General features: G+C 70.3%; 26 protein-coding genes and 1 pseudogene. 12 read left to right on the top strand and 15 right to left on the bottom strand.

What is annotated here, in order from left to right; all coding sequences use genetic code 11:
* Nucleotides 1-7: 7 nt before the first annotated feature.
* The 3 genes from ABZ823_RS24710 to ABZ823_RS24700 all read left to right on the top strand — a co-directional run bounded on the left by ABZ823_RS24710 (nucleotide 8) and on the right by ABZ823_RS24700 (nucleotide 3,543).
* A complete protein-coding gene (locus tag ABZ823_RS24710; RefSeq protein ID WP_361664310.1) occupies nucleotides 8-1,681 on the top strand; it encodes a sensor histidine kinase in 1,674 nt (557 codons plus the stop codon).
* Nucleotides 1,678-2,370, top strand: a complete 693-nt coding sequence (locus ABZ823_RS24705) for a response regulator (protein ID WP_361664308.1) — start codon at nucleotides 1,678-1,680, stop codon at nucleotides 2,368-2,370. The genes ABZ823_RS24710 and ABZ823_RS24705 overlap by 4 nt, the downstream gene beginning before the upstream one ends.
* 450 nt (nucleotides 2,371-2,820) lie before the next feature.
* Entirely contained in the window at nucleotides 2,821-3,543 is a 723-nt protein-coding gene (locus ABZ823_RS24700) for a helix-turn-helix transcriptional regulator (RefSeq protein ID WP_361664348.1), read from the top strand.
* 13 nt (nucleotides 3,544-3,556) lie between these two features.
* On the opposite strand, the gene ABZ823_RS24695 is transcribed toward ABZ823_RS24700, so the two are convergent.
* On the bottom strand, nucleotides 3,557-4,582 hold the full coding sequence (locus tag ABZ823_RS24695; protein ID WP_361664305.1) for an ATP-dependent 6-phosphofructokinase: 1,026 nt from the start codon (nucleotides 4,580-4,582) through the stop codon (nucleotides 3,557-3,559).
* A 384-nt stretch (nucleotides 4,583-4,966) separates the two neighbouring features.
* Here ABZ823_RS24695 and ABZ823_RS24690 point away from each other — a divergent pair.
* Both ABZ823_RS24690 and pyk read left to right on the top strand, forming a co-directional pair.
* Nucleotides 4,967-5,701, top strand: a pseudogene (locus tag ABZ823_RS24690) (acetate kinase); the annotation flags it as partial.
* Nucleotides 5,702-5,796: 95 nt separating this feature from the next.
* Entirely contained in the window at nucleotides 5,797-7,227 is a 1,431-nt protein-coding gene (gene pyk / locus ABZ823_RS24685; RefSeq protein ID WP_361664303.1) for a pyruvate kinase, read from the top strand.
* A gap of 93 nt (nucleotides 7,228-7,320) precedes the next feature.
* Here the strand turns inward: pyk and ABZ823_RS24680 are convergent, their stop codons facing one another.
* The 4 genes from ABZ823_RS24680 to ABZ823_RS24665 form a co-directional block, all read right to left on the bottom strand.
* Nucleotides 7,321-8,673: a hypothetical protein gene (locus ABZ823_RS24680; protein ID WP_361664300.1), complete on the bottom strand. Its 1,353-nt coding sequence runs from the start codon at nucleotides 8,671-8,673 to the stop codon at nucleotides 7,321-7,323.
* Nucleotides 8,663-9,214, bottom strand: coding sequence for a DUF6114 domain-containing protein (locus tag ABZ823_RS24675; RefSeq protein WP_361664297.1), 552 nt, complete (start codon nucleotides 9,212-9,214; stop codon nucleotides 8,663-8,665). The genes ABZ823_RS24680 and ABZ823_RS24675 overlap by 11 nt, the downstream gene beginning before the upstream one ends.
* Before the next feature lie 127 nt (nucleotides 9,215-9,341).
* A complete protein-coding gene (locus tag ABZ823_RS24670; protein ID WP_361664294.1) occupies nucleotides 9,342-10,001 on the bottom strand; it encodes a DUF6230 family protein in 660 nt (219 codons plus the stop codon).
* Nucleotides 10,002-10,622: 621 nt separating this feature from the next.
* The gene (locus tag ABZ823_RS24665; RefSeq protein WP_361664291.1) at nucleotides 10,623-11,597 is read right to left on the bottom strand and encodes a tetratricopeptide repeat protein; all 975 of its coding nucleotides are present in this window, start codon (nucleotides 11,595-11,597) and stop codon (nucleotides 10,623-10,625) included.
* Nucleotides 11,598-11,857: 260 nt separating this feature from the next.
* On the opposite strand from ABZ823_RS24665, the gene ABZ823_RS24660 reads away from it, so the two are divergent.
* Nucleotides 11,858-12,478 carry a TetR/AcrR family transcriptional regulator gene (locus tag ABZ823_RS24660; RefSeq protein ID WP_361664288.1) on the top strand — a complete coding sequence of 207 codons (621 nt, stop codon included), beginning with the start codon at nucleotides 11,858-11,860 and terminating at the stop codon, nucleotides 12,476-12,478.
* 244 nt (nucleotides 12,479-12,722) lie between these two features.
* Here the strand turns inward: ABZ823_RS24660 and ABZ823_RS24655 are convergent, their stop codons facing one another.
* The 3 genes from ABZ823_RS24655 to ABZ823_RS24645 all read right to left on the bottom strand — a co-directional run bounded on the left by ABZ823_RS24655 (nucleotide 12,723) and on the right by ABZ823_RS24645 (nucleotide 15,410).
* On the bottom strand, nucleotides 12,723-14,423 hold the full coding sequence (locus ABZ823_RS24655; protein WP_361664285.1) for a methylmalonyl-CoA mutase family protein: 1,701 nt from the start codon (nucleotides 14,421-14,423) through the stop codon (nucleotides 12,723-12,725).
* Nucleotides 14,424-14,497: 74 nt separating this feature from the next.
* Nucleotides 14,498-14,836 (bottom strand): DUF3817 domain-containing protein, encoded by a 339-nt coding sequence (locus ABZ823_RS24650; RefSeq protein ID WP_361664283.1) that lies wholly within the window; start codon nucleotides 14,834-14,836, stop codon nucleotides 14,498-14,500.
* A gap of 64 nt (nucleotides 14,837-14,900) precedes the next feature.
* Nucleotides 14,901-15,410, bottom strand: coding sequence for a MarR family transcriptional regulator (locus ABZ823_RS24645; protein ID WP_361664280.1), 510 nt, complete (start codon nucleotides 15,408-15,410; stop codon nucleotides 14,901-14,903).
* Nucleotides 15,411-15,533: 123 nt separating this feature from the next.
* Between ABZ823_RS24645 and ABZ823_RS24640 the strand changes: the two genes are divergently transcribed.
* A complete protein-coding gene (locus ABZ823_RS24640; protein ID WP_361664277.1) occupies nucleotides 15,534-15,965 on the top strand; it encodes an SRPBCC family protein in 432 nt (143 codons plus the stop codon).
* A 154-nt stretch (nucleotides 15,966-16,119) separates the two neighbouring features.
* On the opposite strand, the gene ABZ823_RS24635 is transcribed toward ABZ823_RS24640, so the two are convergent.
* From ABZ823_RS24635 to ABZ823_RS24615, 5 genes are all read right to left on the bottom strand, one after another.
* Nucleotides 16,120-16,752: a helix-turn-helix domain-containing protein gene (locus ABZ823_RS24635; RefSeq protein ID WP_361664274.1), complete on the bottom strand. Its 633-nt coding sequence runs from the start codon at nucleotides 16,750-16,752 to the stop codon at nucleotides 16,120-16,122.
* Nucleotides 16,749-17,429: a DUF4166 domain-containing protein gene (locus tag ABZ823_RS24630; RefSeq protein ID WP_361664271.1), complete on the bottom strand. Its 681-nt coding sequence runs from the start codon at nucleotides 17,427-17,429 to the stop codon at nucleotides 16,749-16,751. The genes ABZ823_RS24635 and ABZ823_RS24630 overlap by 4 nt, the downstream gene beginning before the upstream one ends.
* On the bottom strand, nucleotides 17,426-18,178 hold the full coding sequence (locus ABZ823_RS24625; RefSeq protein ID WP_361664269.1) for a hypothetical protein: 753 nt from the start codon (nucleotides 18,176-18,178) through the stop codon (nucleotides 17,426-17,428). The genes ABZ823_RS24630 and ABZ823_RS24625 overlap by 4 nt, the downstream gene beginning before the upstream one ends.
* Nucleotides 18,179-18,323: 145 nt before the next feature.
* A complete protein-coding gene (locus ABZ823_RS24620; RefSeq protein WP_361664266.1) occupies nucleotides 18,324-18,620 on the bottom strand; it encodes an MTH1187 family thiamine-binding protein in 297 nt (98 codons plus the stop codon).
* On the bottom strand, nucleotides 18,617-18,961 hold the full coding sequence (locus ABZ823_RS24615; RefSeq protein ID WP_361664263.1) for a DUF3817 domain-containing protein: 345 nt from the start codon (nucleotides 18,959-18,961) through the stop codon (nucleotides 18,617-18,619). Before ABZ823_RS24615 ends, ABZ823_RS24620 begins: the two co-directional genes overlap by 4 nt.
* A gap of 279 nt (nucleotides 18,962-19,240) precedes the next feature.
* Between ABZ823_RS24615 and ABZ823_RS24610 the strand changes: the two genes are divergently transcribed.
* The 4 genes from ABZ823_RS24610 (at nucleotide 19,241) to ABZ823_RS24595 (ending at nucleotide 21,885) form a co-directional block, all read left to right on the top strand.
* Nucleotides 19,241-19,873, top strand: coding sequence for an AIM24 family protein (locus ABZ823_RS24610; RefSeq protein WP_361664345.1), 633 nt, complete (start codon nucleotides 19,241-19,243; stop codon nucleotides 19,871-19,873).
* Nucleotide 19,874: 1 nt separating this feature from the next.
* The gene (locus ABZ823_RS24605) at nucleotides 19,875-20,525 is read left to right on the top strand and encodes an AIM24 family protein (protein ID WP_361664260.1); all 651 of its coding nucleotides are present in this window, start codon (nucleotides 19,875-19,877) and stop codon (nucleotides 20,523-20,525) included.
* The gene (locus ABZ823_RS24600) at nucleotides 20,522-21,316 is read left to right on the top strand and encodes an AIM24 family protein (RefSeq protein WP_361664257.1); all 795 of its coding nucleotides are present in this window, start codon (nucleotides 20,522-20,524) and stop codon (nucleotides 21,314-21,316) included. Before ABZ823_RS24605 ends, ABZ823_RS24600 begins: the two co-directional genes overlap by 4 nt.
* Before the next feature lie 92 nt (nucleotides 21,317-21,408).
* Nucleotides 21,409-21,885, top strand: coding sequence for a MarR family transcriptional regulator (locus ABZ823_RS24595; protein ID WP_361664254.1), 477 nt, complete (start codon nucleotides 21,409-21,411; stop codon nucleotides 21,883-21,885).
* A gap of 158 nt (nucleotides 21,886-22,043) precedes the next feature.
* Here ABZ823_RS24595 and meaB read toward each other — a convergent pair whose 3' ends face one another.
* Both meaB and ABZ823_RS24585 read right to left on the bottom strand, forming a co-directional pair.
* The gene (gene meaB / locus ABZ823_RS24590) at nucleotides 22,044-23,000 is read right to left on the bottom strand and encodes a methylmalonyl Co-A mutase-associated GTPase MeaB (protein ID WP_361664342.1); all 957 of its coding nucleotides are present in this window, start codon (nucleotides 22,998-23,000) and stop codon (nucleotides 22,044-22,046) included.
* A 47-nt stretch (nucleotides 23,001-23,047) separates the two neighbouring features.
* On the bottom strand, nucleotides 23,048-24,250 hold the full coding sequence (locus ABZ823_RS24585) for an acetyl-CoA C-acetyltransferase (protein WP_361664251.1): 1,203 nt from the start codon (nucleotides 24,248-24,250) through the stop codon (nucleotides 23,048-23,050).
* A gap of 148 nt (nucleotides 24,251-24,398) precedes the next feature.
* Between ABZ823_RS24585 and mce the strand changes: the two genes are divergently transcribed.
* Nucleotides 24,399-24,839 (top strand): methylmalonyl-CoA epimerase, encoded by a 441-nt coding sequence (gene mce, locus ABZ823_RS24580; protein WP_361664248.1) that lies wholly within the window; start codon nucleotides 24,399-24,401, stop codon nucleotides 24,837-24,839.
* Nucleotides 24,840-25,048 lie beyond the last annotated feature (209 nt).

Below are 25,048 nucleotides of genomic sequence, written 5' to 3'. Positions count from 1 at the left end.
TGAACGCATGCGCGTGCCCAGACTCCCCAGACCCCGCAGCCTGGCCGGCCAGCTCTTCGCGATGCAGGCCGTGCTGATCGCGGTGCTCGTCGCCGGGTACGCCCTCTTCTCCTACGTCAGCGACCGCGGCCAGGCCCAGGACGCGGCCGGCCGGCAGGTGATGGCGGTGGCCCGCTCGGTCGCGGACGCCCCCTCGGTGCGGACGGCGATCCGCAGCCCGGACCCGACGCGGACGCTCCAGCCGTACGCGTCCCAGGTGCAGCAGCACACGGGCGTCGACTTCGTCACGATCATGAACCCCGGGGGCATCCGCTGGACCCACCCCAACCCGGAGCTGATCGGCGAGCGCTTCCTCGGCCACACCGCCCGCGCGCTGAAGGGCGAGTCGTTCACCGAGACCTACACCGGGAGCCTGGGACCGTCCGTGCGCGCGGTCACGCCCATTCGCGACGGCGGCCGGATCGTCGGCCTGGTGAGCGCGGGCATCAAGGTCGAGACCGTCTCGGCCCAGCTCCGGCAACAGGTGACGACCCTGGTCGGGGTGGCGGGCGTGGCCCTCGCCCTCGGCGCCGTCGGCACCTATGTGATCAACGCCCGGCTGCGCCGCTCCACACACGGTATGAACGCCACCGAGCTGAGCCGTATGCACGACTACCACCAGGCCGCGCTGCACGCCGTGCGCGAGGGACTGCTGATGCTGGACGGCCAGTTCCGGGTGGCGCTGATCAACGACGGCGGCCGGGAGCTGCTCGGGGTGACGGGCGAGGTGGTGGGCCGCTCGGTGGCCGACCTGGGCCTGCCGGCCCCGCTGACGGGCGCGCTGCTGTCCTCCGAGCCCCGGGTCGACGAGGTCCATCTGACGGCGACACGCGTCCTGGTCGTCAACACCTCACCGGTCTCCGGCGGCGAACGCCGGGGCACCGTGATCACCCTGCGCGATGTGACCGAACTCCAGTCGCTGATGGGCGAGCTGGACTCGGAGCGCGGCTTCACCCAGGCGCTGCGCTCCCAGGCACACGAGGCCGCCAACCGTCTGCACACCGTGGTCTCGCTGATCGAGCTGGGCCGCGCGGAGGAGGCCGTCGAGTTCGCCACTGCCGAACTGGAACTGGCCCAGGCCCTCACCGACCAGGTGGTCGCCGCCGTGAACGAGCCGGTGCTCGCGGCCCTGCTGCTCGGCAAGGCGGCGCAGGCCAACGAGCGGGGCGTGGAGCTGGTGATATCGCAGGACAGCCGCGTCGACGACGGGCTGCTGCCGCCGTCGCTGCCGTCCCGGGACCTGGTCACGATCCTCGGCAACCTGATCGACAACGCGGTGGACGCGGCGCAGGGCTCGGGGGGTGCGCGGGTGACGGTGACCGCCTGCGCACAGGACGCGCAACTGGTCCTGCGGGTGTCGGACACGGGAGCGGGCGTGGATCCCGCGCACACGGAGGCGGTGTTCCGGCGTGGCTGGTCGACCAAGCCGGCGACCGCGCCCGGCGGGCGGGGCCTCGGCCTCGCCCTGGTCCTCCAGACGGTACGCCGCCACGAGGGCACGCTGAGCGTTACGGAGGCACCGGGAGGCGGGGCGGAGTTCGAGGCTCGGATCCCGTTGCCTACCGTGGGGGCGGCCTCGGGGGAGGCCGAGGAGGCTCCCGGGGCTTCCGTCGAGCCCGCCCTGCCCGGAGGTGACGTATGACCGAGCCCATCCGCGTACTGGTCGTGGAGGACGACCCGGTCGCCGCCGACGCCCATGTGATGTACGTGGACCGGGTGCCCGGCTTCACGGCGGTGGGCAAGGCACACACCGGCGCGGAGGCTCGGCGCCTGCTGGACCGTACACCCGTGGACCTGCTGCTTCTGGACCTTCATCTGCCGGATGTGCACGGCCTTCAGCTGGCGCGCTCCCTGCGGGCGGCCGGCTACCACGCGGACGTGATCGCGGTGACGTCGGCGCGGGACCTGGCGGTGGTACGGGAAGGGGTGTCGCTGGGGGTGGTCCAGTACGTGCTGAAGCCGTTCACCTTCGCGACGCTGCGGGACCGGCTGGTGCGGTACGCGCAGTTCCGGGGCGCGGCTGGCGAGGCGAGCGGCCAGGAGGAGGTGGACCGGGCGCTCGCCACGCTGCGGGCGCCGGGGCCGGCGGCACTGCCCAAGGGACTGAGCGCCCCGACGCTGGAGCGGGTGACCGGTGCGCTGCGGGACCGTGCGGAGGGGCTCACGGCCGCGGGGGTCGCCGAGGCCGTCGGCATATCCCGGATCACCGCCCGCCGCTATCTGGAGCATCTGGTGGAGGCGGGCCGGGCGGGGCGCAGTCCGCTGTACGGGCAGGTGGGGCGACCGGAGCTGGTGTACCGATGGGTCCGGGCGTCGGGAGGGGCACGGTGAGCGGCACCCGCCCGACGCCGACGCCCCGCCATCCCTTGCCTCCCCCGGCAGCCGGCCATGTGGTGCGGCAGCGACAGGTTCCCGCCGCCCGCTCCTGTCCCCCGCGCCCCCGATGACCCGCCTCCGCCCTGACGTATCGGCTGCTCGTGTCCACCCGCCCCGGCGGCTGCCCGGGCCGTCCCGCCTCCCCCGTCGCCACCCGGCGGGGGCACCGCGGGCCGCCGGGCGCCGCCGCGCCTGGCACGCATATGCCCCGCCACCTCGCTCGATGCGCTCCTCACCGTCCGCGGGCCCACCACCCGGCCCGGGCCGTGCGGCCTCCCCGCCCCCTTGGTTGCGCCGGCGACGAGCACCGGCCGTCAAACCCCCGGCGGCCGAAACCGTATGTTCCTACAATCAGTGAGTGTGGCCGAACAGACCGTAGTCATCGCAGCCCCGCGCCCCTACGTTGTGCGCGTGCAGCGACCGCAGGCTCAGCAGCCCACTCCGCCCACTCCTCCGTTCAACGCCCTGGCCGCCCGGAGACTGCGGGCGGCGCTCGGAATGAGACCCGAGCACGTCGCCTACGGCATGCGCTCCTCGTACGGGCTCCCCTATGTGACCGTCGACCTCGTGATCGCCTGGGAGCGTGGGATCACCGCCCCGAGCGTCCCCGAACTCACCGCGCTGGCGGGCGTGCTGTGGTGCTCCCCCGGTGAACTCATCGGCGCGCCGCGCACACTGCGCGAGCACCGCGTCGCGCGCGGACTCGCGCTGGAGGATGTCGCGCGCGCCGTCGGGCTCGAACTCCTGGCCTACGTACGGATGGAGGAGGCGGGCGAGTGGCGCGGAAACGACCGGCAGTCCGCCGCCCTCGCCGACGTGCTGGACCTGACCCTGCCCGACTTCATCACCGTGACCGGGCGCGACGGCAGGCTCGCCGAACTGCTGCGCAGCGCGGTCACCACCCGCTGGCAGGCGTACGTCCGCCCGCTCGGCAAGCTGCTGCCGCTGGAACGGCACCTCCTGGAGGACGTCCTCGAGGAGATGCACGCCGACTACCAGGGACAGATGGTCGCCACCCTCAGCTGGGGCGCCACGGCGGCCGCGGCCGACTCCGGCGAGGCAGGCCGGGACTACCTCGACCACATCGTCGGGAACTTCTGGTCCACGGTCGAGAGGAACACCTCGTAGCGCCGCCGAGCGGCTAGAACACCGACTCCGCCTCGTCCATCCGGTCCTTGGGCACCGTCTTCAGCTCGGTCACCGCCTCCGCCAGCGGCACCATCACCACTTCCGTGCCGCGCAGCGCCGTCATCCTGCCGAACTCGCCCCGGTGTGCGGCCTCCACGGCGTGCCAGCCGAAGCGGGTCGCGAGTACCCGGTCGTAGGCGGTCGGCGTGCCGCCGCGCTGGACATGGCCGAGGATGACCGGCTTGGACTCCTTGCCGAGCCGCCTCTCGAGCTCGTACGCCAGTGCCGTACCGATGCCCAGGAAGCGCTCGTGGCCGTACTGGTCGATCTCGCCCTTGCCGTAGTCCATGGTTCCCTCGGCGGGGTGCGCGCCCTCGGCGACGCAGATCACCGCGAACTTCTTGCCGCGGGCGAAGCGCTCCTCGACCATCTTGACCAGGTCGGCGGGGTCGAAGGGACGCTCGGGCAGACAGATGCCGTGGGCGCCGGCCGCCATGCCCGACTCCAGCGCGATCCACCCGGCGTGGCGGCCCATGACCTCCACGACCATGACCCGCTGGTGGGACTCGGCCGTCGTCTTCAGACGGTCCATGGCCTCGGTCGCCACGGTCACGGCGGTGTCGAAGCCGAAGGTGCGGTCCGTGGACGAGATGTCGTTGTCGATCGTCTTGGGCACGCCGACCACCGGCAGACCCGCGTCCGAGAGCATCCGCGCCGCGGTGAGCGTGCCCTCGCCGCCGATCGGGATGAGGGCGTCGATACCGAAGTCGCGGATCATGTCGGAGGCGTTCTCGCACGCCTCGCGAAGACGGTCGCGCTCCAGGCGGGAAGAGCCGAGAATGGTGCCGCCGCGCGCCAGGATGCCGCTGACGGCGTCGAGGTCGAGGGCGCGGTAGTGGCCTTCGAGCAGGCCCCGGTAGCCGTCCTCGAAGCCGATGACCTCGTCGTCGTACTGGGCCACCGCTCGATGGACGACCGACCGGATCACTGCGTTCAGGCCTGGACAGTCGCCGCCCGCGGTGAGGACTCCGATGCGCATCGTGCTGTATCTCCTGCTCGCTGTCGATACCGGTGAGCCAATCCGATTGTTTCACGCCTCACAGGCCGGTGCCGCGCCCGCCCCGCCCGCTCCGATCCGTCCGGCGATCCCCCCGTACTGACGGGCGCCTTATCCAGACCCGGAGGTATTGTCAAGGGGATTCTGCTCACCCTCGCGGAGGGTTTTCCCGGGTACCGGAACCCCACATATACGCCCAGGAACGGTCAACGACCCCGCCCCGAGAGACGAAACGGAGAGCCCACGTGACGCCCAGCGTGTACGTGACCGGGATCGACCGCGGCGACGGCCGCCAGGTCGTGGAGCTGGGGATGATGGAGTTCCTGACCCGGCAGGTCGACCGGGTGGGCGTGTTCCGCCCGCTCGTCCGCGACGGCGCGCTACGCGATCGACACGAGGATCGCCGACCGGCACCGGGTGCGGCGCCACGGCTTCCACGGGACCTCGCACACGCATGTGTCCCGGGCGACCGCGAAGCTGCCGGGCAAGGCGCCCGGGGACGTCAACGTCATCGTGCTGCACCTGGGCAACGGGGCGTCCGCCTCGGCGGTCCGGGGCGGACGGTGCGTGGACACCTCCATGGGGCCCACCCCGCCGGAGGGGCTTGTGACGGGGACGCGCTCGGGGGACCTGGACCCCGCCGTCATCCTCCATTCGGAGCGTGTTGGCGGAATGTCCATGGATGAGATCGACACTCTTCTCAACAAAAGGAGTGGTCCGTTCGGCCTGTGCGGCGACAACGACATGCGGGAGATGCAGCGCCGGATCGAGGAGGGCGACCAGGAGGCACAGCTCGCCTTCGACATCTACATCCATCGGCTGAAGAGGTACATCGGCGCGTACTACGCGGTACTCGGCCGGGTGGACGCGGTCGCCTTCACGGCGGGCGTGGGCGAGGACGCGGCCGCGGTGCGGACGGCGGCCGTGGCGGGCCTGGAGGAGCCGGGCCTGGCGGTGGACGGCGACCTGAACGCCGTACGCGGCGACGCGCCGCGGCTGATCTCGCCCGTGTCCGCGCGGGTGGGCGTCGCGGTGGTGCCGACCGAGGAGGAACTGGAGATCGCCACGCAGACCTACGCACTGGTCGGAAAGCACAAGTAGCAATTCGACCGGTCTCGCCTGAGCGCCGACCCGCCCATTTGTATTTTCCGCCAGACGGAATATTCCGCGCCGAAACAAACCGATAGGATCGCCCCATGCGCCGTTCGAAAATCGTCTGTACTCTCGGCCCCGCGGTCGACTCCCACGAAATGCTCGTCGCGCTGATCGAAGCCGGCATGAATGTCGCCCGCTTCAACTTCAGCCACGGCACCCACGCAGAGCACCAGGGGCGGTACGACCGCGTCCGTGCCGCGTCCGCCGAGACCGGCAAGGCCATCGGCGTCCTCGCCGACCTTCAGGGTCCGAAGATCCGCCTGGGGACCTTCGCGGAGGGTCCTGTCGAGCTGGTGCGCGGTGACGAGTTCATCATCACCACGGAGGACGTGCCGGGTGACAAGTCGATCTGCGGCACCACCTACAAGGGCCTGCCGGGCGACGTCTCCAAGGGCGACCAGATCCTGATCAACGACGGCAACGTCGAGCTGAGGGTCGTGGACGTGGAGGGCGCCCGGGTCAAGACGATCGTCATCGAGGGCGGCGTCATCTCCGACCACAAGGGCATCAACCTGCCCGGCGCGGCGGTGAACGTCCCGGCGCTGTCCGAGAAGGACATCGAGGACCTGCGGTTCGCCCTGCGGATGGGCTGCGACATGGTCGCGCTGTCCTTCGTGCGGGACGCCAACGACGTCAAGGACGTCCACCGCGTCATGGACGAGGAGGGGCGCCGCGTTCCGGTCATCGCCAAGGTGGAGAAGCCGCAGGCGGTGGCGAACATGGAGGACGTCGTGATGGCGTTCGACGGCGTGATGGTCGCCCGCGGCGACCTGGCCGTCGAGTACCCGCTCGAGCGGGTCCCGATGGTGCAGAAGCGGCTCATCGAGCTGTGCCGCCGCAACGCCAAGCCGGTGATCGTGGCCACCCAGATGATGGAGTCGATGATCACCAACTCCCGTCCGACCCGCGCCGAGGCCTCCGACGTGGCCAACGCCATTCTGGACGGCACCGACGCGGTCATGCTGTCGGCCGAGTCGAGCGTCGGCGCGTACCCGATCGAGACGGTCAAGACGATGTCGAAGATCGTCACCGCGGCCGAGGAGGAGCTGCTCTCCAAGGGCCTTCAGCCGCTGGTCCCGGGCAAGAAGCCGCGGACGCAGGGCGGTTCGGTGGCGCGTGCGGCCGCCGAGATCGCGGACTTCCTGGGCGGCAAGGCCCTGGTCGCCTTCACCAAGTCCGGTGACACCGCCCGCCGGCTGTCCCGCTACCGGGCCTGCCAGCCGATCCTGGCGTTCACCACGGACGAGTCCACCCGCAACCAGCTGACGCTGAGCTGGGGCGTGGAGTCGCACGTCGTGCCGTTCGTGAACAGCACCGACGAGATGGTCGACCTCGTCGACCGGCACATGGTGAGGCTCCAGCGGTTCAACGACGGCGACATCGTGGTCATCACCGCCGGCTCCCCGCCCGGTGTCCCCGGCACCACGAACATGGTCCGCGTCCACCACCTCGGCGAGCACGCCCACCGCTGACGCCGCGGCGACGGCTCTACGACGCTGAGGGCGCCCCCTGTGGCAGGGGGCGCCCTCAGCCTGTGCGGCTCCCGGAAAGGTCTTGAGAGGTGCTCAGCTCGCGCCGGTGATGTACTGGTGCATGCCGGGAATCGTCAGCGTCCCGCCGAACTGCCCGGCCTGGGTGACCTTCACATGGGTGAAGAGGATGTACGGGATGTTCAGCGGCGGCGGATTGTCCGGGCTGAACGTGACCGGGATCAGGCCCAGCAGATTGCCGGAGATGCTCTCGGTGTACATCACCGTCTTGCCGTTCCGGATGGTCGACTTGGAGCCCTTGGCGGCCTGGACGTGGTACGTCTCGCCGTTCTGGCCGTCGACGAGCTGGTGCAGATCGCCGATGTCGGTGCCGTTGGAGATGACGTACTTCAGGACCTTCTTGACGGTGCCGTTGGCGGTGCGCACCTTGACGACGCCCTGGTAGTCGGCGCCGTTGAGCGTCAGCGAGCTGGCCTCGAGGTGCCAGGGTTTGTCGGGCAGCGCCACGATCTTCTCTACGCCGCCCTCGTCGCCGGTGGCCGCGACGCAGTCCGCGGGGGGACTGGAGCTCGCGGACGGGCTCGGGGTCGCGGACTCCGCCGCCTTCACGGCGTCGTCGGCCGCCTTGGTGGCCTCGGACGCCGCCTTCGTCGCCGTGTCCGTCGTGTCCTTCACGGTGTCCTTGACCGTGTCGGTGACCTTCTTGGTCGTCTTGGTGACGGAGGACGACGAGGACGACGAGGACGTACCGCTGCTGTCCTTGGTGCCCTTGGCGTCCTGGTTCGCGGACGCCGAGGGGGACGGCGAGGGCGTGGAGCTCGCGCCACCGCTCCCCGACGAGGTGCCGCCGGGCGTGAGGATGTCCTTGAGCGTGCCGCCGATGTCGTCCAGCAGGTTGCCCTGGCTCGCGGAGGCCGACGGGCCGGGCGCGGAGCCGCCGCCCGACGAGCCCGCGGAGGACGCGGACGGCGCGGGCGTGGCCTTGTCGTCGGAACCTGAATCCGACGAAGAGGACTTGCCCGGCGTCGTGTCCGACGTCGTGTCCGGCGTCGTGCCCGAGGAGGCCGAGGGCGCCGGCTCCGACGTGTCGGCGGACTTCGACGCGCTCGCCGAGGCGGACGGCGACGGCGTCGCCGACGCGTCCTTGGAGTCCTTAGTGTCCTTGGACTTGTCCAGGACCTCGACACACTTCTGGTACTCGTCTGCCGTCATGGTCTTCGACGACGCATGGTCGTCGGCGCGCGCGAGCGTCGGCGTCAGCCCCATCCCCATGAGGACCGCCGTCGGCATCGCCGCCAGGGCTATCGCCTTGCCCGCCGGCACGTGGAACCTGGTGAACAGCGGCTTTTTGGGGGCCGCGTGGCGCGGCCCGGTTCTCGCGCGGGACGCGTCCACGTCCGTCCCGCGGGTCACCTCGTCAGCCGGCACTGTGCCTCCCGTTCGTCCCGTTGACCGGGGTCGTCTTGGTCAGGTCCTGCGGCTCGCTCACCCCGCCCGTGCCCACCTCGGCGGCCGCGATCCCAGGAGTCCCGTCCTGCCCCGCGGCGCCCTCCCCGGCCGGCTGCGGCTGGGGCGGCACACCCGGCGCCCAGGACACGGCCATGGCTCCACCGACCAGGGCGAGCAGGAAGCCCACGACGAAACCGCCGAAGTTGGACACCGGGAGGGACACCAGGCCCAGCAGGATCGCCGCTACGCCCGCGAAGGTGCGGATGTGCTTCTGAAACCACAGGCTGATGCCGAGGACTATGAGCAGCACGCCGATGATGAGGGAGCCAGCGCCCGCGGTGGTGGCCATGGCCAGCGTCAGGTGACCGAGCTGCAGGTGCGCGTACGGGAAGTAGATGATCGGGAAGCCACTGAGCAGGACGAACAGTCCCGCCCAGAACGGCCTCGTGCCCCGCCAGGCGCGGAACTGCAGCCTCCGGCGGGTGAACTGGCCAGGTACGGCAGGAGACTCGGCGCTCATGGAAAACAGCTCCCTGGTGCTGCGTTGCTCTAGGTGGTGGTGCGAGGGGTGTGGGGGGTGTGTGAAGGAGCGGGTGAAGGTGGAACGGGCGGGGGCGCCTTCGGCTCCCCCGCCCGTCACCGAGTGCTCAGTGCTTGAGCTGGCACTCGTTGGCGCCCTTCGACAGGCTCATGTTGAGCCCGCTCAGCGTGAAGGTGCCGGCGGTGGTCGCCCAGGCGTGCTGTTCCACATCGTCCAGCACCGCGTGCTTCGCCTGCTGGGCGAAGCCGGCCGGGTTGGACTGCTCGCCGCCACCCTTCATGCCCGGGCCCTTGCCACCCTTGTCGGGGCCCGTCTCGCCGGCGGCAACACCGATGTCGATCTCGTCGAACCTGGCGTTGGCCTGGAGGTCGTTGACATCGATGTAGATGTTGTGGGCCTTGACCTTGGGCTGGCCCGCCCCGCCGGCCCTCAGCGTCAGCGTCCAATCACCGAGCACCGGGATCGGGGTGACCACGGACTGGCACAGGTTCGTGATCTCGGCGTCCTTGAACGCCGAGACGGCGACGGGGTGAGCCGTCTTCTTGCCGTCGAGCGTGTAGCCGCTGTCGACCGCCCCGTACTGCTCGAAGCCCCAGCCCTCCAGCTGGTCGGCGGTCACCTTGAACTGCTGGCCCGACACGCTGAACGAAGCGGCCAGAGCGCCCTGCGCCAGGGCCACACCTATCGCTGCCGTCGCGGCGACGCTGGGCACCATGACCACAGCGAACCGCTTCCATCTGGTCCCGCCACGCACCTGGGACTCCATATTTCCTCCTTCTCGGACGTACATCTCCTGGCCCGAGCTCGCCACCGGTCGGCGGCTCAGCCGGGCAGGGATGGGAGAAGTGCTACGTCCTCGGGAAGGAGAGCGCCTGCGCTCGGTGGCGCGAACCGCGCCCGAATCACCGGCGATCACCCCCGAGCGACAACCACTGGTCGCGCCTGACACGCATCACGCACAACCTGCCGGACAGGCTCCGCCTGGGCGGAGACCCCCCTGTCCAGGAGCCGACGCCACTGCCGCCGGCTCCTGCTCGGTGGGGACCCACGTGAAACCCGTTGCCCCGGCTGGCTGTCGGGTACGGCGATGGACCGAGCGTCGCCGATCGTGGTGCATTCTCGCCGCCCCCGCAAGGGGGTTCGTTACTCACTAGTAACGGCCGGATAACCGAACAACGACCTCGCGGTCTCACCCGGCAACTCTCAGTGGCACAGAAGGAGATGATGAAACGGTTGAAGTGCGGACAGAACCAGACAGAACCAGAGATCCGTCTTACTCCCAGTAACAGCGGCCGCGATTACCAAGATTTGGTAAAGCGCGGCCGCGTCACACCTCTGTCGGCAATCCTTCACCCGGGCACCACACGCCCGGACGTTTAACGACTGGTCAGAACAGCGCCCTCGCGAGCGCCCGCCGCGCCGCCGTCACACGCGGGTCCTCGGCACCGACCACCTCGAAGAGTTCCAGCAGCCGCAGCCGCGCTGCGTCCCGGTCCTCCCCCGCCGTGCGCCGCACGGTCTCGATGAGCCGCCCGAACGCGTCCTCCACATGTCCGCCCACCAGATCCAGGTCCGCCGCGGCGATCTGCGCCCGTACGTCTCCGGGCTTCTCGGCGGCCTCCTTGCGCACCCGCTGCGGGTCCAGGCCGCTCACCCGCTGGAGCAACTCGGCCTGAGCGAGCCCGACTTTGGCCTCCGTGTTGCCCGGGTCGTCGCTCAGCACGTTCTTGTACGCCTGGACGGCACCGCCCAGGTCGCCCGCGTCCAGGGCCTGCACCGCCGCTTCGAGCAGCGCGTCGTAGGGGCCCGCCGGCACCTCGGCGGCCGCCGGGGCCCCGCCCGGCTCGGCGTCGGGATCGACGGCCAGACCGGTCAGACCGAAGCGCTGCTCGGCGACCTGGACGAGCTGGTCGAGGGTCGCGCGGATCTGCTGTTCGGCGGCGGCACCCTGGAAGAGGGGGAGCGCCTGCCCGGCGACGACGGCGAAGACGGCCGGAATCCCCTGGACGCCGAACTGCTGCATCAGCATCTGGTTGGCATCGACGTCGATCTTGGCGAGTACGAAGCGGCCGTTGTACTCACGGGCCAGCCGCTCCAGGACCGGGCTCAGCTGCTTGCAGGGCTGACACCACTCGGCCCAGAAGTCGATGACGACCGGCACCTCGGTGGAGCGCTGGAGGACGTCGCGCTCGAACCCCGCCTCGTCGACGTCGATGACGAGGTCGGCCGGGGAGACCGCCCCTCCCCCACCCTGCCGGGCCGCTTCGGCGCGCGCCTGCTCCGCCTTCGCCTTGGCCTCCTGGGCTGCCTTCACCGCGGCGAGGTCGACGACTCCGCTCATGGACATGTTCCGTGGCTGCATGAGTACATCCTCCCCCCTCGGAAACGCCGCTGTGAAAAGCGTCGTGAAAGCCGTGCCGGTCCGGTCGCGGTTCGGCACCGGGTCCCCACCCGGCGCCAGTGGTCGTCGCTCGTCAGCGCGTCACACGGACACGCTTTCGCTACGAGTCGTAGCGTAACTGTCCGTGGGAGTCGCCGTGACCAGTTCACCGGTGATCTCCCTCACGGCTTCACACAACGCGCGGATATGGCCGAGACACAGCGCCCGATAGGGTCACCGGCATGGAGAGCCACACGTCCGCCGCCCGTACGGGGCGCCCCCGCAGCGCCGCCGCGGACGCCGCGATCCTGGCGGCGACCCGGGAGGCGCTGGTCGAGCTGGGCTGGTCGAAGCTCACCCTGGGGGACGTGGCGACGCGCGCGGGAGTGGCGAAAACGACCCTGTACCGCCGCTGGGCGGGCAAGAACGAGCTGGTGGTGGACGCGGTGGCGGCCCTGTTCGACGAGCTGGAGCTGCCCGACCGGGGGAGCCTCGCCGCGGACATCGAGGGAGTGGTGTTGCAGTTCGCGGCGATCCTGGACCGCCCGGAGGCGAAGAGCGGCCTGATGGCGGTGGTGGCGGAGTCGACGCGGGACGCAGCGTTGCGCGAACGCATCCGCGCCTCGATCGTCGAGCGCCAGAAGTGCCTGGTCGTCGAGGGACGGGCGCGCGCGGTGCGACGCGGTGAGCTGCCCCCCGAGACGGACGCCGAAAGTGCCTCCCGCATGGCCGGCCTGATCTTCGACGTGGTCGCGGGCGCGGTGGTCCACCGCACCCTGGTCAGCGCCGAGCCCGTCGACGAGGAGTGGGCCCGGCGCTTCGCCGCGATCCTGTTCGGCGGCCTCTCGGCGATCGGCACCTGACGGCGCGTACCCCGCCGCCCATGCCCGGATGACGCTCATGGGCCCCGCGGCGCCGGACCCTTGTCCGTCGACGGCTGGATGACCGTGGAGCCCTGTTCCGTCCAGGAGTTCCGAGGCATATCGGAGCAGAGAGAACGGCCGGCGGGAACGGACTCCCGCCGGCCTATTCGCACCCGTTCATGTCGCACCGGCCGCCGTCTGCCACGTCCGCCGCGGGCCGCGACGGACAGCCGGTCCCGAAACGTCAGAACCCTGCGGGCTCGGTATAGATCCCCCACTCGTCCCGCAGCGCCCCGCAGATCTCGCCGAGCGTCGCCTCCGCGCGTACGGCGTCCAGCATCGGCTCGATCATGTTGGAGCCGTCGCGCGCGGCGGCCAGCATCGCGTCCAGCGCCGAGCGCACGGCCGCGTCGTCCCGTCCGGCCTTCCGCTCGCCCAGCACCCGCACCTGTTCGCGCTCCACCTCGTGGCTGACCCGCAGGATCTCCAGGTCGCCGGTGACCGACCCGGTGTGGACGTTCACGCCCACCACCTTCTTGTCGCCCTTCTCCAGCGCCTGCTGGTAGCGGAACGCGGACTCGGCGATCTCGCCCGTGAACCAGCCGTCCTCGATGCCCCGCAGGATGCCGGAGGTCATCGGGCCGATGGGGTGCTGCCCGTCGGGGTGCGCCCGCAGGCCCCGCTCCTTGATCTGGTCGAAGATCTTCTCCGCGTCCGCCTCGATCCGGTCCGTCAGCTGCTCGACGTACCAGGAACCGCCCAGCGGATCGGCGACGTTGCCGACGCCGGTCTCCTCCATGAGCACCTGCTGGGTGCGCAGCGCGATCTCCGCCGCCTGCTCGCTGGGCAGCGCCAGCGTCTCGTCCAGCGCGTTGGTGTGCAGCGAGTTGGTCCCGCCCAGCACCGCCGCCAGCGCCTCGACCGCCGTACGGACGACGTTGTTGTAGGGCTGCTGCGCGGTCAGCGAGACCCCGGCCGTCTGGGTGTGGAAGCGCAGCCACTGCGCCTTGGCGGTCTTCGCCCCGTACACGTCCCGCATCCACCGCGCCCAGATGCGGCGCGCCGCGCGGAACTTGGCGATCTCCTCGAAGAAGTCGACGTGCGCGTCGAAGAAGAAGGACAGACCGGGGGCGAAGACATCGACGTCGAGGCCGCGGCTGAGGCCCAGCTCCACATAGCCGAACCCGTCGGCCAGTGTGTACGCCAGCTCCTGCGCGGCCGTCGCGCCCGCCTCGCGGATGTGGTAACCGGAGACGGACAGCGGCTTGTAGGCGGGGATGCCGGCCGCGCAGTACTCCATCAGGTCGCCGATGAGGCGCAGGTGCGGCTCGGGCTGGAAGAGCCACTCCTTCTGGGCGATGTACTCCTTGAAGATGTCGGTCTGGAGCGTCCCGTTCAGCACGGCCGGGTCGACGCCCTGTCGCTCGGCGGCCACCAGGTACATGCAGAAGACGGGGACGGCCGGACCGCTGATCGTCATCGAGGTCGTGACGTCGCCCAGCGGGATGTCCTTGAACAGGACCTCCATGTCCGCGGCCGAGTCGATCGCGACCCCGCAGTGCCCCACCTCCCCGGCCGAACGCGGGTCGTCGGAGTCGCGGCCCATCAGGGTGGGCATGTCGAAGGCGACGCTCAGGCCCCCGCCGCCGGCGTCCAGGATCATCTTGTAGCGCTCGTTCGTCTGCTCGGCGTTGCCGAACCCGGCGAACTGCCGGATGGTCCAGGTACGCCCTCGGTAGCCGGTGGCGTACAGACCGCGGGTGAAGGGGTACTCACCGGGCCAGCCGATCCGCTCGAAGCCCTCGTACGTGTCCTGGGGCCGGGGCCCGTACACCGGCTCCACGGGGTCGCCGGAGAGCGTGGTGAAGTCGGCCTCGCGCGTGCGGGAGGCGTCATAGCGGGCCTGCCAGCGTCGGCGGCCCTCCTCGATGGCGTCAGCGTCCATACCTACGAATTTACTAGGACGTCCAAGTAAATGTCGATGGGACACCGCCGTACGGTGTCCGTACGGCGGTGTCGCTACGCCTTGGCGACCGCGGGGGCGTCCTCCGCGATCCGCGCCTCGAGCTCGTGCGTGACCTTGCGCTCCACGAAGAAGGCGGCCGTGGGGATGGTTCCCGCCAGGAGCACCCACAGCTGCTTGCCGACCGGCCACTTGGCCTTGGAGCCCAGGTCGAAGGCGAAGACCAGGTAGACGACGTACAGCCAGCCGTGGGCGATGCCGACGACACGGGTGAAGTCCGCGGCGCCGTTGACGTCGAGCACGTACTTGGCGATGACGCCGAGGGTCAGCAGGACCAGCAGCACGCCGGTGACGTAGGCCATGACGCGGTAGCGGGTCAGCACGCTCTTTTTCATGGCTACGAGCGTAACGGCAGGTATGGGGCGATCTTCGGGTGCCCCCGGGGCACCGGGCCGTACGCTACTCGACGCTGAAGTCGCCCGCGGCGACGCGCAGCGGGCGCAGCATCGCGAAGATCTCGGCGCACTCCTCCGCGTCGTACGCGCCTAGCCCGAAGTCCATCGCCATCAGGTCACGGGTGGCGGCGTCGCAGACCTCACGGCCCTTGTCGGTGATGGAGGCGAGGGTGCCGCGGCCGTCGTTGGGGTTGGGCCGCTTCGCGACCAGGCCGGACCGCACCAGACGGTCGACGGTGTTGGTGACGGACGTGGGGTGCACCATGAGCCGCTCGCCGATCTTGGACATGGGCAGCTCGCCTGCCTTGGAGAAGGTCAGCAGCACCAGGGCCTCGTACCGCGCGAAGGTCAGTCCGTACGGTTTCACGACCGCGTCGAGCTCGGCGAGCAGGATCTGCTGCGCTCGCATGATCGAGGTGATGGCGGCCATGGACGGCACGTTGCCCCAACGCTGCTTCCAGTGTTCGTCGGCGCGGGCGATGGGATCGAAGGACAGGCTGAGCGGCTTCGGCACGCCATCGACCTTACCGGCCGGTCACATGCTGGTCAGCACCGTCTCGCGTTTCGGTCGGGCCTGGGGCACGGGCGCACACTGGAGACAGAGGGCCCGTGCACGGGCCGAACGTGGAGGTGAGCCATGAGCACCCTCGAGGAACACGTCGACATCGCGGTATCCATCGACGCCGCCTGGGACAGCCTGCACCACGCGGAGGACTATCCGCGCTTCCTGGACGGGGTGCGCGACGCCCGTACGGAGACGGACGGCCGGGCGCATCTGGACGTCGAGGCGGGCGGCCGGTCCCGGTCGTTCCAGACCGAGGTCTCCGACCACGGCGACCGACGCGTGATGGAGTGGCGCACCACGGGCGATCCCCGGCTCGCGGGGTCGTTCTCGTTGCAGCCGATCGACCAGGAGCACACCCGTGTCCAGATACGGCTGGAGTACGACCCCGGCACCGTCAGGGAGACCTTCGGCGGACCGAAGGGGTTCGCCCAGGCGAACGCGATCGAACGTGTGGTCCGCAACGACCTGGAGCACTTCAAGGAGTACCTGGAACGCGGGAGCTGATCACGGGGAGGCTGCCCCGGCGACCGGCAGCTTCCGGAGGGAGCCACGCGCGCCGCCGCGCCCCGCACCGGGCGTAGGACGCGCCCCGACGCGGGACAGCGCCGTGCGCGGTCTACGCGCGGCAGGCGCGGCCCCGCCCAGGGAAACGGCGCTCCTACGCGCGCGAGGCCCGTCGTAGCGCGTGACGTACCGCCCGCTGCGCCACCGGGCCGAGGTCGTCGAGTGCTGCCACCAGGGACGCGAGCTGGTCCAGAGCGGCCAGCGCCGAGCGCGCCCCGGCCGCGTCCACACCCTCGTACAGCTCGATGCCGACGAAGGACGCCGACACCGCGCGGGCGAGACCGGCCGGGTCCGCGAACTCCCCGACCGGTGTCGCCGCCAGCACCCGCTCCAGCACCCGCTCGATCTCCCTGATCCACAGGTCGAGCCCTGCCGCCGTGGCCGGCGCGAGGCGGGGATGGGTCTGGGCACCGGCCAGCAGCTGGCCCAGCACCGCCACATGCCCGGCCGCCTTCTCCTCCTCGTGCATCTCCCGCCCGAAGGCGAGGAGTTCACCGAGCGAGCCGATCCGGTCGAGCCGCTCCCGGTACCGCGCCACCCGCTGCTCCGTGCCGTACCGGCACGCGGCCGCCAGCAGCTCGTCCACCGAGCCGAAGTGGTAGAAGACCAGCGCCTGGTTGACTCCCGCCGTCGCCGCGATGGTGCGCGCCGAGGTCTTGGCGATCCCCTGCTCGGTGAGCGTCCGCAGCGCCCCCTCCAGCAGCTTCACCTTCGTCGCCTCGCTCACGCCCGCGCCTCCTCCCGGACGGGCCGCAGCCCGGGGCGTACCCCGCACACGCCGATGTCCGCGTAGGTCACGCCGAACTGCCCCTCGTAGCCGAAGAGGGGGCCGAGGTACCGGTTCACCACGCGCACCCGGATCCGGAAGCGTCCCGTCGACTCGTCGAACGACTCCCGTACCTCCGCCTCGGCGCCCAGCAGTTCGGGCACCCGAACATCCACCGGCCCCTCCCGGAATCGGTGTTCGCCGGAGCGGATCAGGAGCGACCCGTCCGGCTCCGCGCTGAAGCGCAGTTCGCTCGCCAGGTGCTGGTGCGTGCCGAGGTAGTCCAGGACACGGTCGCCTTTCGGGCTCAGCACCATCTGGGCGTCGAAGCGACACGCCCGGCCGGGGAGGCGGAAGGTGCGTACGAACGACACCGTCTCGCGGCCGAACGTGTCGGTGTAGGGCACGTTCTCGATGATGAAGGGGACGTCGCGTCCCTGGCGCGGGACGAGGATGTTGCGGGTGCCGCCGAGTGCGAGGAACGGCTTCACGAAGCTCCCGCCGTGCCAGACGCGGTCCATCACCCCGCGACCCGTGCACGCCTCCCCGCTCGCCGTCCCCACGGAGAAGCGGCGCTGGAGCCGCGGGTGCAGCCGGTCGAAGTCGGCGCCCATCACGGAACGGAAGATCGAGGTCATGACAGTCCCTCCAGGGCGGCCAGGAGGCGCGGCGCGCGGACCCGCGTGGGCGGGGTGCGCAGACAGCGGCGCGCCGCCGGGGTGCAGGCGAGGGGTGCCTTGAACAGGGCCAGGCAGATGGTGAGGGTCAGCAGCAGCGGGCACAGGTACGCCATCGTCGCCGCGAGTGGGCCGAACAGGCGCAGGAAGGAGCCCAGCCCGAGGCCCGTGAAGGCGGCCGTGAGGACCAGTCCGCGGACGGCCAGTTCCGCACACCAGTTGGCCAGCGCCCGCCGCGGTGCCACCCCCCGCTCCATCCACAGGCGGAGGCGGTCGAAGGACCAGGCCGTCGCCCAGCCCATGAGGGGCCGGAACACCAGCCGGTCGGCCACGCCGCCGAAGGTCCCCCAGCGCGGCCGGTAGTCGTACCCGGTGAGGAAGCGGACGCCGTCGCCGTCGGGCACGTACCGCCAGTAGCCGCTGCCCTCGGCGATCAGTGACAGTGGGTGCGGCGAGGAGAACCGCAGCGCGGAGGTGCGCGTCCCGTCAGGACGCGTCCTCTCCCCGGCCGACACCCCGGTCCCGGAGACGGTCAGGAACGGAAGGACGCGCGTGGCGTACCGGAAGCGGCGCGGTGCGCCCTCCGCGCCGGGCAGATAGTCGATCTCCGTGAAGCGGAGGTCCCAGCGCCGGTGCTGCGCGGGGTCCTGTGTGCGTGCCCACAGTTCGTCGAGGTCGCCGCGTATGAACGCCTCCACGTAGAGCCCCATGCCGATCCCCCTGTCAACGGCCGCTTTGAGCGACTGCTCAAGTCAACGGAGCTGACAGTACAGCCATTTGAGCGATCGCTCAAACAAGGGGTACGAGAAAACCCCGGCCACCGGAGCCGGGGTTTTCCGTCGTCCGCGGGGTGGCTCACCCGGTGGACAGATGCCGTTCCACCGTCTCCACCTTCGAGGCGAGGCCGCCCGTCACGCCCGGGCGGATGTCCGCCTTCAGCACGAGGGAGACGCGCGGTGCGCGCTCCTCGACCGCCGCCACGGCGCGCTTCACGACGTCCATCACCTCGTCCCAGTCACCCTCGACGGACGTGAACATCGCGTCGGTGCGGTTCGGCAGGCCGGACTCCCGCACCACCCGCACGGCGTCGGCGACGAACTCCCCGACGTCCTCGCCGACGCCCAGGGGCGTCACGGAGAAGGCGACGATCATGCGTTCACGATCCCTTCCTTGCGGGCGCGGGCGGCGATGACGGCGTCCTCGGCCTCACGGCGCAGCTTGCGCTCGGCGAAGAAGCCGCCGGTCGGCAGCACGGACAGGACGAAGTAGACGGCGGCGGCCCCCAGGGACCACTTGGCGCGGTTCCAGGCGTCCGCCCAGAAGATCACGTACAGGATGAAGAGCACCCCGTGGATCGAGCCCATGACGGGCACCGCGTTGAAGTCCGTGGTGCGCTTCAGTACCGAGCAGACGAGCAGCAGCAGGAAGGAGACGGCCTCGGGGGCCGAGACCAGGCGGAGCCGGCGGAGGGCGGTGGCGGTCTTTATGTCCACAGGTCACCTTCGGTGGGAGAGTCGTCCACGCTTTGTGAACGCATGCACAAGCGGCCCCCATTGTGGCATCCGGGACGCGGCGGACCGGGGACGGGGGCGGGGTGTCGGCGACGGACCCCCGCGACGCGCGCCCCCAGGGCCGCCGAAGGACCCCCGCGGCGCGCGCCCCGGGCGCCGACGGTTCCAGGGGCGGTCACCCTTAGGGGGCCGGTCAGGGTCCGATCCACCTCCGGGCTCTGTCCGCCCGACCCGCCCGGCCGCTACCTTCGCACCGTGGCGATGTTCCGACTCCAAGGCAGCAAGGTGCTGGCCGTCGACATGACCGGGGACGCCGTGAAGGCGAAGAACGGCTCGATGGTCGCGTACGACGGACAGATGGCCTTCAAGAAACTCTCCGGCGGCGGCGAGGGGATCCGGGGAATGGTGACCCGCAGGCTCACCGGCGAGCAGATGACCGTGATGGAGGTGAAGGGTCACGGGACCTGCTGGTTCGCGGACCGGGCCTCCGAGATCAACCTCGTGAATCTCCAGGGGGACAAGCTGTACGTCGAGTCGAGCAATCTCCTCGCGACGGACGCCGGCCTGCGCACGGGCACGTCGTTCACCGGCCTGCGCGGCGCTTCCCAGGGCAACGGCCTGTTCACCACGACCGTCGAGGGCCGCGGCCAGGCCGCGATCATGTCGGACGGGCCCGCGGTGGTGCTGCGGGTGAGCGCGCAGTACCCGCTGACCGTCGACCCGGGCGCCTATGTGGCGCACCAGGGCAACCTGCGGCAGTCGTTCCAGTCGGGCGTGACCTTTCGCACGTTCCTCGGCGAGGGCGGCGGCGAGGCCTTCCAGATCCGCTTCGAGGGCGACGGGCTGGTCTACGTCCAGCCCAGCGAGCGCAACACGATCGCGGGGGATCTCTGACATGGGCTTCCGGGAGATGAACTCCAAGGTGATCGAGGCGACGGTCGCGCCGGGACGGCCCGTGTACAGCCAGCGGGGGGCGATGCTCGCCTACAAGGGCGAGGTCTCCTTCACCCCGAACCTCCAGGGCGGCCAGGGCGGGGTCATGTCGATGATCGGCCGTCGCATCGCGAACGAGGCGACTCCGCTGATGACGGTCGAGGGAAGCGGCACGGTGCTCTTCGGGCACGGCGGCCACCACATCCAGGTGATCGCCCTCACGGGAGACACGCTCTACGTGGAGGCGGACCGGCTGCTCGCCTTCGAGGGCAGCCTCCGGCAGGGCACGATGTTCATGGGGGCGCAGGGCGGCGTCATGGGCCTGGTGCGCGGCCAGGTCACGGGCCAGGGCCTGTTCACGACCACCCTGACGGGGCACGGCGCGGTCGCCGTGATGGCGCACGGCGGCGTCTTCGAGGTCCCGATCACGCCTCAGCGCCCGGTCCACGTCGACCCCCAGGCGTACGTGGCGCACCACGGTGACGTGCGCAACAAGCTGTCCACGGCGCTCGGCTGGCGCGACATGGTGGGCCGTGGCTCCGGCGAGGCGTTCCAGCTGGAGCTGAGCGGCAGTGGTGCGGTGTACGTGCAGGCGTCGGAGGAGAAGCTGTGACCACCTACCCGGGCGCCGGTCCGGTCGTCCACGACCCGATGACCCTGCCGGCCGACGACAACGTGAACAAGTACACCTTCTGCGTGGAGCTCGAGGGGAGCCAGTGGTTCCTTCAGAAGGGGAAGATGATCGCGTACTGCGGCGCGATCGAGTTCAACGGCATCGGGCACGGCCGACTCGACCGTCTGGTCCGTACCTCGTTCCATTCGCCCCTGCACGCGAGCGACTGGGTGGTGGCGGACGGCTCCGGCAAGATGCTGCTCGCCGACCGGGCCTTCGATGTGAATTCCTACGACCTGGACGACGGCAATCTGACCATTCGCTCGGGCAACTTGCTCGCTTTTCAGCCAAGTCTCTCGCTCAAGCAGTCGATCATTCCGGGTTTTCTGACGCTGATCGGAACCGGCAAGTTCGTGGCCGCGTCCAACGGACCGGTGGTGTTCATGGAACCCCCGATCCGGGTGGACCCGCAGGCCCTGGTCGGCTGGGCCGACTGCCCGTCCCCGTGCCATCACTACGACCATGGGTATCTGACCGGCGTATGGGGCGGTCTACGTGCACTGACAGGCCTGGGCGGAGCCTCCGGGGAGGAGCACCAGTTCGAGTTCGTCGGGGCGGGCACGGTCCTGCTCCAGTCCTCGGAGACACTCATGGCGGAGCAGGCCACGGGAGCGGTTCCACAGGAGCCCGGCGTACCCGGCGGCGGAGGGGTACCCGGTCACCAGGGACAGCCGGGGACACCGCGCCTTCCCGGACAGCTGGGGGACCTCCAGCGTCGCTTCGGGCTGTGAGCGGTAGTCTGCGGAGTGTGACGTCGAACGCGTGCGCAGTGTCACACCACCCTGACTAGTTCGCCTTTCAACCTTTTAGGTAGACTTCATTCATGGAGACCGAGACGGCCACGCGCTGGCTGACGGATGCGGAGCAGTGCGCCTGGCGCACCCACCTGGAGGTCAACAGGCTGTTGACCTACCAGCTCGAGAGGGATCTGCAGCCGTTCGGCCTGACAATCAACGATTACGAGATCCTGGTGAACCTCTCGGAGTCGGAGGGCGTGCGCATGCGCATGAGCGACCTCGCGGCCGCCACCCTCCAGTCCAAGAGCCGCCTCTCGCACCAGATCACCCGCATGGAGAACGCCAATCTGGTACGCCGCGAGAACTGCGAGTCCGACCGGCGCGGACTGTTCGCCGTCCTGACGGACCACGGCATGGAAACGATGAAGAAGGTCGCACCGCACCACGTGGCGTCCGTGCGAAGGCACTTCATCGACCTGCTCCCCCCGGACGACCTGGAGCAGCTGCACAAGTCCCTGCGCCCGATCGCGGAACACCTCAGGGGCCAGCGGGGCAAGCCGTAGGGCCCGCCCCGGGAACGCCTCGCCTCACGGGGCCGTGGGAAGCGGTCGGCGCGTGCTTCGGGCGCCGCCGGCCGCCCCGGCGGCGCCCGAAGGGCACGGCGCCCGGCGAGTGCCGGGACGGGCCCCGGGTTTTCCCGGCACTCGCCGGGCGCGGCCCGTCAGCCGTTCGTCAGCCCCGCCACCAGTTCGTCCGAGGCCCGATAGGGGTCCAGCTCCCCTGCCACGATCCGCTCGGCCAGCGCGCTCAGCCGGCGGTCGCCGTGCAGGTCGCCGATGCGCTCCCGCAGCGCCGTCACCGCGATCGTCTCGACCTCGTGGGCCGCGCGGGCCAGCCGGCGCTCCGCGAGAACCCCCCGCTCCTCCATCCACGCCCGGTGCTTCTCCAGCGCCTCCACGACCTCGTCGACGCCCTCACCGCGCGCCGCGACCGTCTTCACGATCGGCGGACGCCAGTCGCCCGGAGCCCGCGACTCCCCGAGCCCCAGCATGTGGTTCAGCTCGCGCGCGGTCGCGTCCGCGCCGTCGCGGTCGGCCTTGTTGACCACGTACACATCGCCGATCTCCAGGATGCCCGCCTTCGCGGCCTGGATGCCGTCGCCCATCCCGGGGGCCAGCAGGACGACCGAGGTGTCCGCCTGGGAGGCGATCTCCACCTCCGACTGGCCGACGCCCACCGTCTCCACCAGGACCACGTCGCAGCCCGCCGCGTCCAGCACCCGGATCGCCTGCGGGGCCGCCCAGGCGAGGCCGCCCAGATGGCCGCGCGTGGCCATCGAGCGGATGTACACGCCGGGGTCGGACGCGTGCTCCGACATCCGGACGCGGTCGCCGAGCAGCGCACCGCCCGAGAAGGGCGAGGACGGGTCCACGGCCAGGACGCCGACCCGTTTGCCCTGCTTGCGGTACGCCGTCACGAGCGCCGACGTGGAGGTGGACTTGCCGACGCCCGGAGAGCCCGTCAGGCCCACGACATAGGCGTTGCCGGTCAGCGGGGCCAGCGCTGCCATGACCTCCCTGAGCTGCGGGGACGCCCCCTCCACCAGGGAGATCAGCCGGGCCACGGCGCGCGGCCTGCCTTCCCTGGCCTGGGCCACCAGCGAGGAGACGTCCTGCATCACAGCTCCGTTCACGCGTTCACGTTAAGAGGTCGGATCGAGGGTGCTCAGGCCTTGGGTACCCGCACGATCAGCGCGTCACCCTGGCCGCCGCCACCGCACAGCGCGGCGGCGCCGACGCCTCCGCCGCGCCGCCTGAGCTCCAGGGCGAGGTGGAGGACGATCCGGGCGCCGGACATGCCGATCGGGTGACCGAGGGCAATCGCACCGCCATGGACGTTCACCTTTTCGATGGAAACTCCCAGATCCTTCATTGACTGCACGGCAACCGCCGCGAACGCCTCGTTGATCTCGATCAGGTCGAGGTCCGAGACCTCCAGACCCTCCTTCTTCAGCGCGTGCAGGATCGCGTTCGACGGCTGCGACTGGAGCGAGTTGTCCGGCCCCGCCACATTGCCGTGGGCGCCGATCTCGGCGATCCACTCCAGGCCCAGTTCCTGCGCCTTGGCCTTGCTCATCACGACCACGGCCGCCGCGCCGTCCGAGATCTGCGAGGAGGAGCCGGCCGTGATGGTGCCGTCCTTGCTGAAAGCCGGGCGCAGCTTCGCCAGCGACTCCGCCGTCGTGTCGCCGCGGATGCCCTCGTCCTTGCTGAAGACGACGGGCTCTCCCTTGCGCTGCGGTACCTCCACCGGGGTGATCTCGGCCTCGAAGACGCCGTTCTTCTGGGCGGCCGCGGCCCGCTGGTGGGACAGGGCGGCGATCTCGTCCTGCTCCTCGCGGCCGATGCCGAGACGGGTGTTGTGCCGCTCCGTGGACTCGCCCATGGCGACGCCCTCGAAGGAGTCGGTCAGGCCGTCGTAGGCCATCGCGTCGAGCAGCTCGACGGCGCCGTACTTGAAGCCCTCGCGGGACTTCGGCAGCAGGTGGGGGGCGTTGGTCATGGACTCCTGGCCGCCCGCGACGATCACGTCGAACTCACCCGCGCGGATCAGCTGGTCGGCGAGCGCGATCGCGTCCAGACCCGACAGGCACACCTTGTTGACCGTCAGGGCCGGGACGTTCATCGGGATGCCCGCCTTGACCGCGGCCTGACGCGCCGGGATCTGCCCCGCCCCGGCCTGGAGCACCTGCCCCATGATCACGTACTGCACCTGGTCGCCACCGATCCCCGCACGGTCGAGGGCGGCCTTGATAGCGAAGCCGCCGAGGTCGGCTCCGGAGAAGGACTTCAGCGAGCCGAGCAGCCGCCCCATCGGGGTGCGGGCACCCGCGACGATGACGGAGGTCGTGCTGTTCGTTCCAGACATGAGCTGCGATCCCCTTCCGGCTTGCACAGCCGAGGAGTGAACGAGGGTTTACTTCGAATGTACTGAGGGGTAGTGCACCCCGTCACCGGGCTGTCAGTGTGATCGCGCGCACGTTGCGTAACCACGCCGGGAGCGCTGCACTGATTCCATGCTGACGCGAATCGACCACATCGGGATCGCCTGTTTCGACCTGGACAAGACTGTCGAGTTCTACACCTCGACCTACGGCTTCACCGTGTTCCACACCGAGGTAAACGAAGAGCAGGGCGTGCGCGAGGCCATGCTGAAGATCAACAACACGGACGACGGCGGCGCCTCCTACCTCCAGCTGCTCGAACCCGTCCGCGAGGACTCCACCGTGGCGAAGTGGCTGGCCAAGAACGGTGAGGGTGTGCACCACATCGCCTTCGGCACGGCCGACGTCGACGAGGACTCCGAGGCCATCAGGGACAAGGGCGTACGCGTCCTGTACGAGGAGCCCCGACGTGGTTCCATGGGGTCGCGGATCACCTTCCTGCACCCCAAGGACTGCCATGGTGTCCTCACAGAACTCGTCACATCGGCGGCTGTTGAGTCACCTGAGCACTGACTCCCGTACATAGGGGCCGGTAGGGTTGGGGACGGTCGCCGCTCCACCAGGGCGACCGTGTCCCTCCGTGACCGGCGGGACATGTGACCGGGGTCCGGGTTTCGGGGGACGAGCGTCGGGGCAGCAGCCCGTGCTCCGCCGTTGATCTGACACCATTCCCCGGGGGCCCCGTTCGGCGGATGGACGGAGCTCGTTTGGAGAGACTTGCG

Source organism: Streptomyces sp. NPDC047079 (assembly GCF_040643755.1).
Classification (GTDB): Bacteria; Actinomycetota; Actinomycetes; order Streptomycetales; family Streptomycetaceae; genus Streptomyces.
Note: the sequence above shows the minus strand (reverse complement) of the source record. Positions and strands in the feature narration are given on the sequence as shown.